The 14,300-nt window shown below is 61.3% G+C and carries 15 protein-coding genes; 2 read left to right on the top strand and 13 right to left on the bottom strand.

The annotated features are described in order from the left end of the window. Window positions 1-110: 110 nt before the first annotated feature. From INR99_RS04815 to INR99_RS04765, 11 genes are all read right to left on the bottom strand, one after another. A complete protein-coding gene (locus INR99_RS04815; RefSeq protein ID WP_194115192.1) occupies window positions 111-1,151 on the bottom strand; it encodes a GMP reductase in 1,041 nt (346 codons plus the stop codon). Between the two features lie 193 nt (window positions 1,152-1,344). Beyond that, window positions 1,345-1,899: a hypoxanthine-guanine phosphoribosyltransferase gene (locus INR99_RS04810; RefSeq protein ID WP_194115191.1), complete on the bottom strand. Its 555-nt coding sequence runs from the start codon at window positions 1,897-1,899 to the stop codon at window positions 1,345-1,347. A 49-nt stretch (window positions 1,900-1,948) separates the two neighbouring features. Continuing rightward, on the bottom strand, window positions 1,949-2,515 hold the full coding sequence (locus INR99_RS04805; protein WP_194115190.1) for an adenine phosphoribosyltransferase: 567 nt from the start codon (window positions 2,513-2,515) through the stop codon (window positions 1,949-1,951). A 78-nt stretch (window positions 2,516-2,593) separates the two neighbouring features. After that, entirely contained in the window at window positions 2,594-3,904 is a 1,311-nt protein-coding gene (locus INR99_RS04800) for an NCS2 family permease (RefSeq protein WP_194115189.1), read from the bottom strand. A 44-nt stretch (window positions 3,905-3,948) separates the two neighbouring features. Further along, a complete protein-coding gene (locus INR99_RS04795; RefSeq protein ID WP_194115188.1) occupies window positions 3,949-4,524 on the bottom strand; it encodes a TMEM165/GDT1 family protein in 576 nt (191 codons plus the stop codon). A gap of 263 nt (window positions 4,525-4,787) precedes the next feature. Next, the gene (locus INR99_RS04790) at window positions 4,788-5,279 is read right to left on the bottom strand and encodes a low molecular weight protein-tyrosine-phosphatase (protein ID WP_228098086.1); all 492 of its coding nucleotides are present in this window, start codon (window positions 5,277-5,279) and stop codon (window positions 4,788-4,790) included. 87 nt (window positions 5,280-5,366) lie between these two features. Further along, window positions 5,367-6,971, bottom strand: a complete 1,605-nt coding sequence (locus INR99_RS04785; protein WP_194115187.1) for an ABC transporter permease — start codon at window positions 6,969-6,971, stop codon at window positions 5,367-5,369. Between the two features lie 112 nt (window positions 6,972-7,083). Beyond that, a complete protein-coding gene (locus tag INR99_RS04780) occupies window positions 7,084-7,590 on the bottom strand; it encodes a GDYXXLXY domain-containing protein (RefSeq protein ID WP_194115186.1) in 507 nt (168 codons plus the stop codon). Then, entirely contained in the window at window positions 7,587-8,597 is a 1,011-nt protein-coding gene (locus INR99_RS04775) for a DUF4401 domain-containing protein (RefSeq protein WP_194115185.1), read from the bottom strand. The genes INR99_RS04780 and INR99_RS04775 overlap by 4 nt, the downstream gene beginning before the upstream one ends. Further along, window positions 8,594-9,571: a DUF2157 domain-containing protein gene (locus tag INR99_RS04770; RefSeq protein WP_194115184.1), complete on the bottom strand. Its 978-nt coding sequence runs from the start codon at window positions 9,569-9,571 to the stop codon at window positions 8,594-8,596. The genes INR99_RS04775 and INR99_RS04770 overlap by 4 nt, the downstream gene beginning before the upstream one ends. Window positions 9,572-9,709: 138 nt before the next feature. Next, entirely contained in the window at window positions 9,710-10,696 is a 987-nt protein-coding gene (locus INR99_RS04765) for a Fe(3+) ABC transporter substrate-binding protein (RefSeq protein WP_194115183.1), read from the bottom strand. Between the two features lie 166 nt (window positions 10,697-10,862). Here INR99_RS04765 and INR99_RS04760 point away from each other — a divergent pair, with 166 nt between their 5' ends. Continuing rightward, window positions 10,863-11,771, top strand: coding sequence for a recombination-associated protein RdgC (locus tag INR99_RS04760; RefSeq protein WP_194115182.1), 909 nt, complete (start codon window positions 10,863-10,865; stop codon window positions 11,769-11,771). Window positions 11,772-11,844: 73 nt separating this feature from the next. Then, entirely contained in the window at window positions 11,845-12,222 is a 378-nt protein-coding gene (locus tag INR99_RS04755; protein ID WP_194115181.1) for a hypothetical protein, read from the top strand. 24 nt (window positions 12,223-12,246) lie between these two features. On the opposite strand, the gene INR99_RS04750 is transcribed toward INR99_RS04755, so the two are convergent. Together INR99_RS04750 and INR99_RS04745 are read right to left on the bottom strand one after the other, a co-directional pair. After that, window positions 12,247-12,738 (bottom strand): CinA family protein, encoded by a 492-nt coding sequence (locus INR99_RS04750; protein WP_265588305.1) that lies wholly within the window; start codon window positions 12,736-12,738, stop codon window positions 12,247-12,249. Between the two features lie 167 nt (window positions 12,739-12,905). Next, window positions 12,906-14,273, bottom strand: a complete 1,368-nt coding sequence (locus INR99_RS04745) for a TolC family protein (RefSeq protein ID WP_194115180.1) — start codon at window positions 14,271-14,273, stop codon at window positions 12,906-12,908. Window positions 14,274-14,300 lie beyond the last annotated feature (27 nt).

Here is a 14,300-nt window from a genome sequence, read left to right as displayed (position 1 = left end):
CTTAGACCAAACAGCGCACATCACCAGCCGGAAACAAAAAGGGTATGCGACGCATACCCTTTGATTGCAATGCCATTAATGGCATACCCACCATTGTATATATGGAAAACTCAGCTTTTGCCGAAGACTTCGTTGATCTGTTGCGTCACACGAATGAAAGTGGTTCGCTTGGATAGCTCCTTGAGTTTTTTCGCGCCCACATAGGTGCACGCCGAACGGATGCCCCCCAGCATGTCCTGCAAGCTGTTCACCACCGGCCCGCGGTAGGGAATCAGCACCTCCTTGCCTTCGCTGGCCCGGTATTCGGCAACGCCACCGGCGTATTTTTCCATCGCCACGCGACTGGACATGCCGTAGAAGCGCTTGAACTGCGCGCCGTCCTTTTCAACCACATCCCCCTCGGTTTCGTCATGGCCGGCCAGCATGCCGCCCAGCATGACGAAATCCGCCCCGCCACCAAAGGCCTTGGCCAGATCCCCCGGCACGGTACACCCCCCGTCGGAGCAGATCAGCCCGCCCAGTCCGTGCGCCGCATCGGCACATTCGATCACGGCCGAAAGCTGCGGATAACCGACCCCGGTCATCTTGCGCGTGGTGCACACGCTCCCCGGGCCAATGCCAACCTTGACGATGTCCACACCGGCCAGGATCAGCTCCTCGGTCATGTCACCCGTCACCACATTGCCAGCCATGATGACCAGTTGCGGCCAGGCCGTACGCACCTTCTTCACAAAGGCAACAAACTGCTCGGAGTAACCATTGGCGACATCAATGCAGACATACTCAACCGCGCCAGGCGCCCGGGTCATGACGTCCTGGAATTTGGCGTAGTCGGAAGCCCCGATGCCCATGCTGTAAAAGGCATTGCTCTTGACCGGCAGCGCAGTAAAGAAGGACACCAGTTCGTCAACCGGATAATGTTTGTGCAGCGCGACGGACAGTTGCTGCTCGGCAAAGGCACGCGCCATCGCCATGGTGCCGACGGTGTCCATATTGGCAGCGATCAGCGGGATACCCTGATAGCGCTTGCCGGAATGCAGGAAGGTGTATTCGCGGGTGATATCGACTTCGCTGCGCGAGGCAAGCGTGCTGCGCTTGGGGCGAATCAGCACGTCCTTGAAGTCCAGTTTCACTTCCTGTTCGATATGCATGACGTATTCCTCTAAAACACTCGAAATTGCAGGCGTGCATACCGATGGATCACAAGGTATGCCGCCGCAGGCGGACGTGAAAACAGCCACCGGCAGCGAGGCAAGGTGGCTGTGTTCCTGCAAACAATACGCGCGTTTCCGGGTGCTGGCGAGGCACTATTCACGCTTTGCTGATCTGGCGCAAACGCCTGATTTACAGGCCTTTCACCGCGTAGATGGCCAGCGTGTTGCGCCAATAGCCCTGGTAATCCATGCCGCAACCGAACAGGAAGCGGTCCTCGACTTCCATGCCGACGAAATCGGCCTGCACGCCGTCGGCCTTGCGGTCGTGCTTCTTGTCGATCAGCACGGCCACATAGACGTGCGCCGCACCCTGCTTCTGGCAGTAATCGATGATCGCGGCCAGGGTGTGTCCCTCGTCGAGAATGTCATCGACGATCACGACGGTGCGTCCTTTCATGTCCTCGCGCGGCTTGACCTTCCAGTCGAGCTCGCCACCGCTGGTTTCGTGGCGGTAGCGGGTGGCATGCATGTAGGACATTTCCAGCGGAAAACGCAGTCGCGGCAGCAGGTGGCCGGAAACGATCAGGCCACCATTGAGCACCGTGTAGACAATCGGATTGCTGTCGGCCAGCTTCGCGGTCATTTCCTGGCCCATGGCATCCAGCGCGGCCAGCACTTCGGCTTCGTCGTGCAGACAGTCGGCGTTATCGAGAATCGTACGGGCTTCGGGGAGTTCCATGGTCATGGCCATATCCTTTCGTGGACGGTTGTATCAGTGGTTGATCGGCTGCCGCTCAATGGCCGGCAAAATCACAGACGGTAAACAATTTGATGCCCTGCTCGCGCACCAGTTTCGAGCCACCGAGCTCGGGCAGATCGACGATGGCGGCGGCTTCCACCACCTCGGCGCCGATGCGCTGCAGCAGTTTCGCCGCAGCAATCATGGTCCCCCCGGTAGCCACCAGGTCATCAATGAGCAACACGCGCTGTCCGGGCTGGCAGGCATCGGCGTGCAGCTCGACCGTGGCCGAGCCGTATTCCAGTTCATACTCTTCGGCAATCGTTGTAAAGGGTAATTTACCCTTCTTGCGCACCGGTACAAAACCGAGATTCAGCTCGTAGGCAATAACAGCCCCCAGGATGAAACCGCGGGCATCTACCCCGGCGACCAGATCCAGCTGCTGATCCATGTAGCGGTGCACGAAGATATCAACCAGCACGCGAAAGGTCTTTTTATCCTGCAGCAGCGGCGTAATGTCGCGAAACTGCACGCCGGGCAGCGGCCAGTCCGGCACGGTGCGAATCCGCGAGCGGATGTAGTCGGAATACGGCAGATCACTGCCTGGGGTGTCGGAACGCATTAGCGGAATTCCTGCTGAATCATGCTGCAAGCCGGAGCGGCCGGACATCCCCGCCACCCCGAACCAGCCTGTAGCGGCTTAATGGAAGAAGGCGAACTTGATCACCCACAACGCGGCAATGATCACCACCGCCGGGCTCAGATCACGGAAACGCCCCGCCAGCGCCTTGATCACCACGTAGCTGATGAAACCGAAGGCAATCCCGTCGGCGATCGAAAAGGTGAACGGCATGGCAAAGGCCGTCATGACTGCCGGCGCAGCTTCGGTCAGGTCATCCCATTCGATTTCAGCCAGACCGCGCGTCATCAGCACCGCCACATAGCACAGCGCCGGCGCGGTGGCATACGCCGGAACCGATCCAGCAAGCGGCGACAGGAACAGCGCCATCAGGAACAGGCCGGCAACCACCACGGCGGTCAGCCCGGTACGCCCACCCACTGCGGTACCCGCAGCGGATTCGATGTAGGCGGTGGTCGACGAAGTGCCCATTGCGGCACCGGCAGTAATTGCCACGGAATCGGCCAGCAGCGCCTTCTTCAGGCGCGGCAGTTTGCCGTCCTTGTCGAGCAGGCCGGCACGGTGCGATACGCCAACCAGCGTACCGGTCGTGTCGAACAGGTCAACAAAGAAAAAGACGAAAATCACCCCAAGCAGCGCGCCATTGAACACGCCGGACGGGCTCAGCAGGGTGGAAAAATCCATTTGCAGGAAAGTCGGGGCCATCGACGGAATCGGTGCAAATACGCCATTGAATTTCTGGAGCCCCAAGGCAATCGCCAATACGGTGACGGTCAGCACGCCGATGATGATCGAGCCGGTAATCTTGCGGTATTCCAGCGCCACAATCAGGAAGAAGCCGAAGATACCCAGCAGCACTTTCGGATCAGCCAGGTTGCCCAGCGTCACCAGGGTGGCAGGATGATCGACGACCACACCAGCACTCTTCAGGCCGATGATGGCCAGGAACATGCCCACACCGGCCGAAATGGCCAGCTTGAGCGAATGCGGAATGGCGTTAACCAGCGCCTCGCGCAGCTTGAAGAGGCTGACGATCAGGAACACGATACCGGAAATGAATACCGCTCCCAGCGCGGCCTGCCAGCTCATCCCCATACCCATCACCACAGTAAAGGTGAAGTAGGCATTCAGGCCCATGCCCGGAGCGAGCGCGATCGGGTAGTTGGCCACCAGACCCATGATGGCGGTACCCAGCGCAGCAGCCAGGCAGGTGGCGACGAACACGGCATTGAAATCCATGCCGGTCTTGGACAGGATGTCCGGGTTCACGAAGATGATGTAGGCCATCGTCAGGAACGTGGTGAAACCGGCCAGCACTTCGGTTCTCACCGTCGTGCCGTGCTCCTTCAGCTTGAAAAACGACTCGAGCATTGCTGCCCCTCCTAGGATTGATACGACTTTTGTTGTTGAAATCGTCAGCCGGTCAGCTGCCCCACGTTGAACAGCGCCAAAAGACCCAGTATGGCAAACAGCGCGGCAGCGGCAAACCGCACCAACCGCAGATAATGCATGCGGGTCGAAATCCAGTTCCCCAGCAACACAGCCGGCACATTGGCCAGCATCATGCCGATCGTGGTGCCGACCACCACTTGCCACAACGGGTGATATTTGACCGCGAGCGCGACCGTGGCGACTTGCGTTTTGTCACCCATCTCAGCCAGAAAGAAGGCGATCACGGTTGCAATAAAGGCGCCATAGGGCTTGACAACGGCTTCGCCCTCTTCCATTTCGTCGGGGATCAGTGCCCATGCAGCAATCGCCAGGAAGCTGATGCCGATCACCCAGCGCAGCACTTCGGGCGTGAAAAAACCTGCCACAAACTGGCCCAGCCAGCCAGCCATGAAATGATTGAGGATGGTCGCGACAAAAATGCCGAAGACAATCGGCAGCGGGCGACGGAAGCGTGCGGCAAGGATCAGCGACAGCAACTGGGTCTTGTCACCGATTTCGGCAATGGCCACCACGCTGGTGGAGACGAGAAGAGCGTCCATGAAGAGTATGACTCCGGGGGCGGGAAGACGACGAGGCACGACACCGCACCCCACCCCGGATCTGCGGCGACGCACCTCGGGTCTGGTCAGGCCGGCATTCCGGCTGGACGCGCCATGCTGCAAAGCAGCAAGTCTGTTGACGCGCCCCCCGCTATACACCGCGGGTGACTACTCCCCCGAAGGGCAAAAAGCGGATGTTACCTGCTTGTTAGGCAAAGCACCAACTTGTGGTTATCCCGCACCGGATCAGTGACTTGTAGCTGTCAACGGCTTTTCAGTGCCGTGTCGACATGCGCAAGCAGGCCGGCACAGGCATCCTCGACCATGTCCAGCACCTCTTCAAAACCGGCGGCACCGCCGTAATACGGATCGGGCACTTCGGCACCGCGACGCTGGCTGGCAAAGTCCATGAACATGAACAGACGATGCTGTTCATCGGCCGGGCAGCGCTGGCGCAGTACGTCCATGTGGCTGCCATCCATGGCCAGAATCAGGTCGAAGCGGGTGAAATCGTCTCGCCGGACCTGCCGGGCACGCAGTGGCGAAAGGTCGTAGCCCCGCTTTCTGGCATGCTGCTGCGCACGGGTATCGGGCTCCTCGCCGACGTGATAGCTGCTGGTACCTGCCGAATCGACTTCGACACGGCCAGCCAGCCCCGCTTGCTCGACCACATGGCGCATCACGCCATCGGCGGTCGGACTGCGGCAGATGTTGCCGGTGCAGACCATAAGGATGCGGAATTCAGGCTGGCTCATGCAAATACTCCAGAATCAGGGCAAAACATTCATTTTAGCGGCGGTGGACTGGGGCTGACCTGATGTATGCCAAAGCATGCGTGGCAATCAGTGACCATCGGTCTGGCGCACCAGCAGTATCACCGGCAAAAGCCCGGCCAGCACGATGAAAAGACTGGGCAGCGCGGCGCGATCCCACATCCCCTCCGAGGTCATCTCGAAGACGCGCACCGCCAGCGTGTTCCAGCCGAAGGGACGAGTCATCAGCGTGATCGGCATTTCCTTCATCACATCGACAAAGGCCATCAGCGCGGCAGTGAACAGGCCACCGCGCAGCAGCGGCACGTACAAGCGCAGCAGCAGGCCGCGCCCGTTGCAGCCCAGCGAGCGCGCGGCATCTTCCTGATTGCGCGTAATGCGCTGCATGGCGGCATCGACGGGCTGGAAAGCCACCGCCAGAAAGCGTGCGGCCAGCGCCAGCAGCATGACCAGAATGCTGCCCTTGAGCAACTCGCTGCCGCTGAAGCCCAGTGGCCTGATCCAGGCCAACAGGACATTGTCCAGCCAGGCCACCGGAATGAATACGCCAACGGCAAGCACGGTACCCGGCACCGCATAGCCCAGCACAGCCAGTTTTCCCATGAGCTGCACGCCCATACCCTTATAGCGGCGCTGCACAAAGCTCAGCCACAGCGCCAGCACGACCAGCAACCCTGCCGCCAGCAACCCCAGCAGCAGCGAGCGGCCGATGAAACCGGGATAGCGCTCGTCGAAATCGTCTGCCCAGACCCCTTTGGCCCACAGCAAGAGCTGGATGAAGGGGATCACGAAGGCAATCAGCAGGACCACGCTGGCAAATGCGCTGGCAAACCAGCCACGCCAGCCCCGCAAAGCAATGCGCTGCGGCGCGGCCATGCGGCTGCTGTACTGCCGACGGCCACGCTGCTGCTGTTCAAGCACAGCCAATACCAGCACGATCATGACCAGCAGCGATGCCAGCTGTGCCGCTGCCGGCAGATTGAACAGCGCAAACCACGCCTTGTAGATCGCGGTGGTGAAGGTGTCGTAATTGAACACCGAAACCGTGCCGAAGTCGGCCAGTGTTTCCATCAGTGCCAGCATGACACCACCGGCAATCCAGGGTCTGGCCAGTGGCAATGCGACGCGCCAGAAAGCTTGCCAGCGGGTCAGCCCGAGCATCTGCGCGGCCTCGATGGCGCGCGCGCCCTGCGTCATGAACGCATTGCGTGCCAGCAGATACACATACGGGTAAAAGGACAGCGTCAAAACCAGGATCACGCCACCGGTCGAGCGGATCGGCGGGAACCATGCCGACGTGCCGAACCACTGCCGCAGCAGCGACTGCAGCGGGCCGGTGAAATCGAGCAACCCTACCTGCACGAAGGCCAGTACATACGCCGGCATTGCCAGCGGCAGCATCAACGCCCAGCTCAGCCAGCGGCGCCCCGGAAACTCGCAGGCCGCCGTCAGCCACGCCAGTGGCACACCCAGCAGCAGCACTCCGCAGGATGCGCCGAGCACCAGCCATAGCGTATTGAGCAACACGCGCGGCAGCACGAATTCACGCAAATGCCCCCAGACTTCGGGTTGCGGGTTGAGAAACGACGCCAGCACCACCAGCAGCGGCACCAGTGTTAGCAGGACAATCGGCAGAAGATAGAGCGGCCCCTTCAGGGCAAAAGAACGGGTCATGCAGTAACTATGGAATCGCTAATGGAATTGAAGAAAATACCTGTCCAAGCGGCAGGCTGCGAAGCATCGCGCCACGAACTCGCCCTGATCGCCCATTAGGCCGCGCCCCCGGTTACAGAGGCTGCTTGCGCGCATCGGCCAGCCCGGCAAGCAGACTGCGCCCGTCCGGCGAGAGGCGCAGTATCGCATATCGGGCGGCAGCAAAATGCCCGCCCTCGCCTTCGGCAAAGAAAAAGGAATGACTCGGCAGACGCACCTGGGTTCCGTATTCCAGCCGGACCTGCAGCAGGTATTCGCCCGCCAGCAACTCCGGCTGAGCAGTACTGACCCGCTGCGCCCTTGCCACACCGGCCGCATCAGGGCGCAGCACGACAAAGAGTGTGCCACTTTCGGGCCAGGACTGGTCGGCATTGGCCTGCAGCGCATCGGCGACACGACGGGTCAGCTCGTAATCCAGAGCCATATAGTCACCCTGCAGCAAGGAGCGCGGATCAACCGGCGCCAGCGGCAGGTACACGGTTGCACCACTGGCCAGCAAGCGCTCATGCCGCCAGACCACGCTATTGAGGATCAACAGCGTGCCCACAATCGCGAGCAATGGAAGCAGATAACGTTTCATGCCTGACTCCCCCGGCGCAACACCCACGCCAACAGCAAAAGCACACTGCCCGCGCCCAGCAGCACCACCCCTTTGAGCAGCAGCGGCCAGTCCAGCAGGTAATAGAAACGGCTGAAGGCATACACCGCACCGGCGCCACCCAGGCCATTCAGCAGCCGGTGGCGGCCAGGCACCAGCATTGCCAGCCACAGAAAGAGCAGCGGGTAGAGAAACAGCGGGCTCATCAGCACCAGCGGCAACACGGCCAACCAGGGCGCCAGCCAGCGCAGCGGCAGTTGTTCGCGCCGAATGCCGTAGGCCATCACGCCCAGCAAGGCCAGCGCCGGCGGCATGCCGAATTGCAGCACTTGCAGCAAGGTTCCACCCACTGCACCGGCACCGCTACCTTCCGGGCGCAGAAAACTGTCAATCCCGCCCAGCGTCATGCCAAGCGCCACCAGCCCCAGCGCCCAGCGCAATGCCGCCAGTCGCTCTCCCCAGGAAGGTGGCAGCAGCCACCACCAGGCCAGCAGCACAACAACAAGGGTATCCCTCAAAACACCAGCATAAACAAGGCCTGCAGAGTCATACCCGTACCAGGGCTCACGACCACCCAACCAGTACCAGCCAATCATCGCCAGCACCAGTGCGGCCACAAACTGCAGCTGCCGGTTGCGGGCAAACCACCAGACCAGCAGCGACGGTCCGGCGTACACATAATCAAGACTGTCCCACCAGTCATGCTGCCGCACGCCCAGTTGCTCCAGCACCAGCGGCAGCAGCCCCAACCCCGCCATGCACAGCGGCACGCCCAGATCGGCAAGAAAACCGTCGTCATTGCGCGCGGCCAGCCAGTAGCCACCGGCGGCAAACAGAGGCGCCAGCACCAGCACGGAATGTTCACCGCTCATCATGACCGGCCCGACAGCAATCGCGACCATCAGCAAGATGGCGCAGATCCACGCCCCCACTCCCTGCAAGCCGCGCACGGCCAGCGGTAGCCCCTGTTTCATCGAGATCGTGCTCACGCCTCACCTCCGCTGCGCAATTGTGCCGCCCGGCGCAGCCCCACGCCGATTCCTGCAAAGCTGCCGACGGCAAACAGGGCCAGCAACATCAAACCACCCTCGCCATCAATGTGGCGGCCGATCAGCAGCAACAGGCCGATCCAGAAGGAATACGCCGGACATGCCAGCCAGAATAGTGAGCCTGCCCGGGCAAAACGGGCGATAAGAACGCCATTGACGAGCAGCCAGACCAGCACAGGCAAGGGTGCGGGCAGCAGCAGCCAGTGTTGCAGTTCATTCGCACGCCAGCTGAAATCCAGCAGGGCAGCCCAGGCCGGCCAGGCGATCACCAGTGATGCCGCCAGCACCACCACATAGGCAAACCAGCCTGTGGCAGGACGACGGAAGGTCACCCACCACCCAGCCACCAGCCACAGCAGATGCAAGGGCCAGAGCGCGGAGGTATGAGAAAACCAGCGCCAGCGCAGTGTGGCATCGCTGAAGAGCAGCAGGCTCACGCTAGCCAGCGCCAGCCACAGCATCCACAAGGCCTCCAGTCGAGCCCAGAGCGCCCAGGGCAGCGCCAGCAGCGTCCACACGGCAAACAGCTGCCAGGCATCGGCGCCAGTCTGGTAGGCCTGGCCGATCACGGCCAGCCACACGCCGGTGAGTGCGGCAGCCGCAAACGCCGCCCAGCGCCCCGCTGCCTGTTCGCGCCAGCGCCACCAGCAGGTCACCGCCAGCAGCCAGACCGCCTGGGCGCCCCCCACCTGCAGCAGTCTGGGCCAGAGCAGCCAGTTCGACGCAAACAGCATGATCAAGCCGGCAATCACACACAGCAGTCCGGCCAGAGCTGGCAACTGCCAGGCCCAGGCCTGCCAGCGGGCATGATCAGGCAGCAAGCCGTCCGCGCGCGCCTGCGCCAGGTAGGCGGCATGGCCGAGCTGACCGCCCAGCAATCGCTGCTCGGCCGTCGGAACGTCTGAATCATTCATTGCGGTTCTCCGTCGCACGCAACAGCCTGCAGGCTACGCGCATGTGCCGGCAACAAAAAGCCCGGTAGAACCGGGCTCAGTGTTTGCACGGAAAGCGTGCAGAAAATGCAACGTTACGGTCGCGTCAGCAATAGCCGATCAACGGTAACCAGCGCGATCCATCAATTTGGTTGCTTCGGCTTGCAACTGACCGGCCTTGGCCACATTGATCGTGTCCTGCTTGAACGGCCCCCAGGACTTGATCACCGAATCCGGCTGGATTTTCGGGTTGGCCGGATATTCCAGATCCTTGTCGGTATAAATGAACTGGGCCTTGTCGGACGACAGCCATTCGATCAGCTTCTGCGCCCCAGCTGCATTCTTGGCATGGCGGGTTACCCCGGCACCGGACACGTTCACGTGCGTGCCCTGCCCCTTTTGGTCAGCCCAGAATACAGTGACCGGGTAATCCTTTTCCTTGTCCAGGATACGGCCCAGATAATAGGTATTGGCAATGCCCACCTGGCACTGGCCGGCGGCAATCGCCTTGATCAGCGCGGTGTCATCGGCAAACACGTCGGTCGCCAGATTGGCCACCCAGCCACGCACGATGGCTTCGGTTTTCTTCTCGCCCAGCTCTTCGATCATGGTGGCAACCAGCGACTGGTTGTAGACCTTCTTGCTGGTGCGCAGGCACAGCTTGCCCTTCCATTTCGGATCGGCCAGATCGGCGTAGGTGGAGAGCTGATCCGCCTTCACCTGCGTCTTGTTGAACATGATGGTGCGCGCACGCACGGACAGGCCATACCACTCCCCCTTGGGATCACGCAGATGCGCCGGGATATTGCTCTCCAGCGCCGGTGATTTGATCGTACGCAGCAGCCCCATATTCGACGCCTGCCACAGATTGCCGGCATCCACGGTAATCAGCACATCGGCCGGGGTATTGCTGCCCTCGGCTTTCAGGCGCTCCAGCAGCGGCCCTTCCTTGTCGCTGTGCAGTTTGACTTCGACGCCGGTTTCTTTGGTAAAGGCATCAAACAGCGGCTTGATCAGTTGTTCGTTACGGGCGGAGTACACGGTAACGGATTCGGCGGAGGCGGTGCCGGCCAGCAGGGCCAGGACAATCAGTGCGGTCGTTTTCATGGTGCGCAGCTTCACTCGGTTTGGGTGTTGAAGGTGAATGATAATCTTAATGCTAATGCTTCTCAAGAAGTGAACAGTAAGAACCCACCCTTGCGCCGAAGTTCCCTGCTCCGTCGTCAGCCGCTACAATCAGCCCCCGACATTTCGAAGTACAAGGACTGACCGCATGCTGTGGTTCCGCAACCTGCAGATCTATCGCCTCAACCCCGATCACGGCATGACCGCCGATTCAGTTCGTGCCTGCCTGGAGAAAAAGCCTTTTGTTCCCTGTGGCAGCATGGATCTTGCCAGTGCCGGCTGGACCGCACCGGCCAAACATGCCCCGGATGAGCTGATTTATGCCCGTCAGGACGCCGTGCTGGTGCAACTGAAGACAGAAACCAAGCTGCTGCCGGGGATCGTGGTACGCCAGGAAGCCGAAGAACGCATCCGCCACATCGAGGAAGAAGAGGCCCGCAAGGTCGGCCGCAAGGAAGCCAAGGAAATCCGCGAGCGGGTCGCCGAAGAACTGCTGCCACGCGCCTTTACCAAACAGGGCGCGCAGCGCGCGATTATCGATCTGCAGCAGAATCTGGTACTGGTCGAAAGCGCCTCGGCCAGCCGCGCCGAAAACCTGCTGGCGGATCTGCGCGAAGCACTGGGCAGCCTGCCCACGCGCCTGCTGCAAACCAGCACCACACCACAAACGGCGATGACCATCTGGCTGGAGCAGGAAGCACCCGATGATTTCACGCTGGATGCCGATTGCGAGCTGCGCTTCCCGGGCGATGATGGCGCGGTCGCACGCTTCACTCGCCAGGACCTGAACGCCGACGAAGTCCGCAAACACCTGGAAAGCGGCAAGCTCGTCACCAGAATGGGCATGAGCTGGAATGAGCGCATCAGTTTCCAGCTCACCGAGAAGCTGGAAATCAAGCGGCTGGCCATGCTCGACGTGTTGCAGGATGACCTGAAAAACGCCGATGCCGACAGCCAGGAAGCGCTGTTTGATGGCAGCTTTGCGCTCACCATTGGTGAGTTGCGCCAGTTTATCCCGGCACTGATCGAAGCCTTGGGTGGCGAGCTGCCAGCCTGACCCATACACAACACAGTAATCGACTGCGGACTTTATTCAATAAGCTCCGCAGCAACATACCCCAGGATCAACCATGGAAATCTGGAGCAGTCTGACCGTGCTGGGCGCCATCGTGTTCAGCCTCGGTGGCGCGCTGGTACTGTTTGCCACCTTCGCCGCGATCATGATGCTGGCCGGACGCAAGGAAAAACGCTGGCTGACCGGCATAGGCGTCACCGGCATTCTGGTCGGCTTCGCACTGGCCTGGCCGGCACCCGCCGAACACGCCGACAAGGCCTGGTTGTCAGGGGTGGTACTCAGCTTTGCGGTGCTGGCGCCGTTTTATGCCTTTCGCCAGCGCGCAAGCGAAGGCTGGCTGTGGAAACTCTTCTGGCGCGGCTGGCTGCTGACGCTAACCAGCTTCCCGCTGATATTTGCCTGGCTGATCAAAATCATGAGCGCACAGGGCTGATCGGACCGACTCGGCGCTGACCTTTCAGCGCGCCTGTTGCAGCAAATCCTCCAGCCGCAGCAGTGCGTGCCTGACCGTAGCCTCGCGGATCTGCGCCCGGTCACCGCTGAACACCTGCCGCTCCGTGACAATGCCCTGCGGGGTGGCCCACGCCAGCCAGACCGTGCCCACCGGCTTGTCGGGCGAGCCGCCGCCGGGGCCGGCAACGCCGGAAACCGCAATACCCCATTGCGCCCCGGCCCGCTCGCACGCCCCCTGCACCATGGCCGCGACCACGGGCTCGCTGACCGCACCCAGACCTTCGATAAAGGCCGCCGGAACATCGAGCATCTCGCTCTTGGCAAGATTGGAATAGGTGACATAGCCACGCTCGAACCACCCCGAAGAGCCCCCCACGGCGGTCAGTGCGGCAGCAATCAGGCCGCCGGTGCAGGACTCTGCGGCAGTGACCGTTTCACCGCGCGCAAGTAAGAACTGGCCGATCTGGCCAGCCAGTTGCTCAAGATCCACCATCATCTTTGCCCCGACATAAAAAAACAATTTTAACGCAGCGACACTTGGCTCACCGGCTGAGTTCGTTGCATGGGGCTGGAGAATCACACCTTGCACGGTTACGCCGATGATTTATGAGCCTTCGCTTACATTGTCACCTAGTAATTGGATCAGGCAGGTGCGCTATAAATTCAGTCAGTCAGGCGATTTACCGGCTCCCCACCGAGTACCTTGTAGACCTGCACGCTGGCCAGTGCCAGCTGGTAGCGATCCTGCAGCCACTCCAGCTCGGCCGCCTTGCGGCGGGTCTGTGCGTTGAGTACCGACTCGAAGGATGCAGCGCCTGCCTGATAGCGCAGCAGCGTCTGGGCTTCGCTTTTACGATTGTCGGCATACAGCTGTTCACTGCGCGGCAACTGTTCGAGGAGTTGACTGCGCGTAGCCAGCGCGCTCTCCACCTCCTGCAACGCGCCGAGCAGTTTCTGGCGGTAACTGATTACAGCAAGCTCGTAATCTGCTTCGTTAACCTTGAGCGCAGTCTGCATTTCATTCCACTGGATGAATGGCAAAGCCAGGCCGGCTCCCAGCGACGCTGCCGGATTGGCCAGCAGATTGACCAGATCGGTACTGTTGCTGCCCAACGTGCCAGTCAGCGATAGCGTCGGATACCAGCTCTTGCGGCTCGCCTGCTGGTCACTGAATGCCGCGCGCAGGGTGGCTGTGGCTGCAGCCAGATCGGGGCGGCGATCCAGCAGCTCAACCGGCAGGCCGGCTGGCACAGTCGGGAAATGGGCAGGCAGCATGGCGCTCACAGTGCTGGTGCTTTCCGGCCGCTGGTTCAGCAGAATCCCCAGCGCCCAGCGACTCTTGGCCAGACTCAGACGTGTGCTGGCCAGGCGGTTCTGCTGCTGAATGACATTCGCCCTCGCCTGGGTGCGATCCAGCCCCGACACCACGCCGGCGGCATAGCGCTGCTCGACCTGTTGCTGCAATTGCCGGGCACGCTCCAGCTCTTCCTCGGCCTGCGCCACGGTCTCCTGATCACGGGCAATCGTCCAGTAGGCAATGGCCACTTCGCTGCGGATGCTGATCTGCAAAGCGTCCAGTTCGGCGCGGCTGGCGGTCTGCCGCCAGCGGGCGGCGGCCTGCTGGTCGGCGAGCCGCCCCCACAGATCAATTTCCCACGACACCCCCAAGCTGGTGCTGAAATTGTCACTAGCATGCCGAGTCGGATCGACCGTCCAGCTGCTGCCCGAAGAAGCACCCAGCGTCACATTGGGCAACCGATCCTGCCCGCGCTGGTCCACAGCAAGGCCTGCCTTGCGCAGGCGGACAGCCGCCGCCGCCAGATCATTGTTCTGCAGCATCGCCATTTGCAACAGCTGCTCAAGCTGCGCGTCGCCATACCCTTGCCAGAACGCGACATCGCTACCCGCCGCCGCATGGGTTCCGGGGCTTGCCGCGGCATCCCACTGCTGCGGCAACTCCAGCGGCGGTTGCTGCCAGTCGGGGTTGGCACAGGCACTCAGCAGCCCTGTGACCAGCAAAGCTGGCCACATACCCAAACCCCTATAAATCATTGAGCT

Origin of the sequence: Chitinilyticum piscinae, assembly GCF_015223195.1 — a bacterium.
Taxonomy (GTDB): Bacteria; Pseudomonadota; Gammaproteobacteria; order Burkholderiales; family Chitinibacteraceae; genus Chitinilyticum; species Chitinilyticum piscinae.
Note: the sequence above shows the minus strand (reverse complement) of the source record. Positions and strands in the feature narration are given on the sequence as shown.

Excerpts from the sequence above, each read along its gene's own strand:
- INR99_RS04795 (WP_194115188.1), bottom strand. The coding sequence starts at position 4,524 with ATGGACGCTCTTCTCGTCTCCACCAGCGTGGTGGCCATTGCCGAAATC.
- INR99_RS04745 (WP_194115180.1), bottom strand. The coding sequence starts at position 14,273 with ATGTGGCCAGCTTTGCTGGTCACAGGGCTGCTGAGTGCCTGTGCCAAC.
- INR99_RS04800 (WP_194115189.1), bottom strand. The coding sequence starts at position 3,904 with ATGCTCGAGTCGTTTTTCAAGCTGAAGGAGCACGGCACGACGGTGAGA.
- INR99_RS04785 (WP_194115187.1), bottom strand. The coding sequence starts at position 6,971 with ATGACCCGTTCTTTTGCCCTGAAGGGGCCGCTCTATCTTCTGCCGATT.
- INR99_RS04755 (WP_194115181.1), top strand. The coding sequence starts at position 11,845 with ATGGAAATCTGGAGCAGTCTGACCGTGCTGGGCGCCATCGTGTTCAGC.
- INR99_RS04805 (WP_194115190.1), bottom strand. The coding sequence starts at position 2,515 with ATGCGTTCCGACACCCCAGGCAGTGATCTGCCGTATTCCGACTACATC.
- INR99_RS04765 (WP_194115183.1), bottom strand. The coding sequence starts at position 10,696 with ATGAAAACGACCGCACTGATTGTCCTGGCCCTGCTGGCCGGCACCGCC.
- INR99_RS04790 (WP_228098086.1), bottom strand. The coding sequence starts at position 5,279 with ATGAGCCAGCCTGAATTCCGCATCCTTATGGTCTGCACCGGCAACATC.
- INR99_RS04810 (WP_194115191.1), bottom strand. The coding sequence starts at position 1,899 with ATGACCATGGAACTCCCCGAAGCCCGTACGATTCTCGATAACGCCGAC.
- INR99_RS04750 (WP_265588305.1), bottom strand. The coding sequence starts at position 12,738 with ATGATGGTGGATCTTGAGCAACTGGCTGGCCAGATCGGCCAGTTCTTA.
- INR99_RS04780 (WP_194115186.1), bottom strand. The coding sequence starts at position 7,590 with ATGAAACGTTATCTGCTTCCATTGCTCGCGATTGTGGGCACGCTGTTG.
- INR99_RS04770 (WP_194115184.1), bottom strand. The coding sequence starts at position 9,571 with ATGAATGATTCAGACGTTCCGACGGCCGAGCAGCGATTGCTGGGCGGT.
- INR99_RS04760 (WP_194115182.1), top strand. The coding sequence starts at position 10,863 with ATGCTGTGGTTCCGCAACCTGCAGATCTATCGCCTCAACCCCGATCAC.
- INR99_RS04815 (WP_194115192.1), bottom strand. The coding sequence starts at position 1,151 with ATGCATATCGAACAGGAAGTGAAACTGGACTTCAAGGACGTGCTGATT.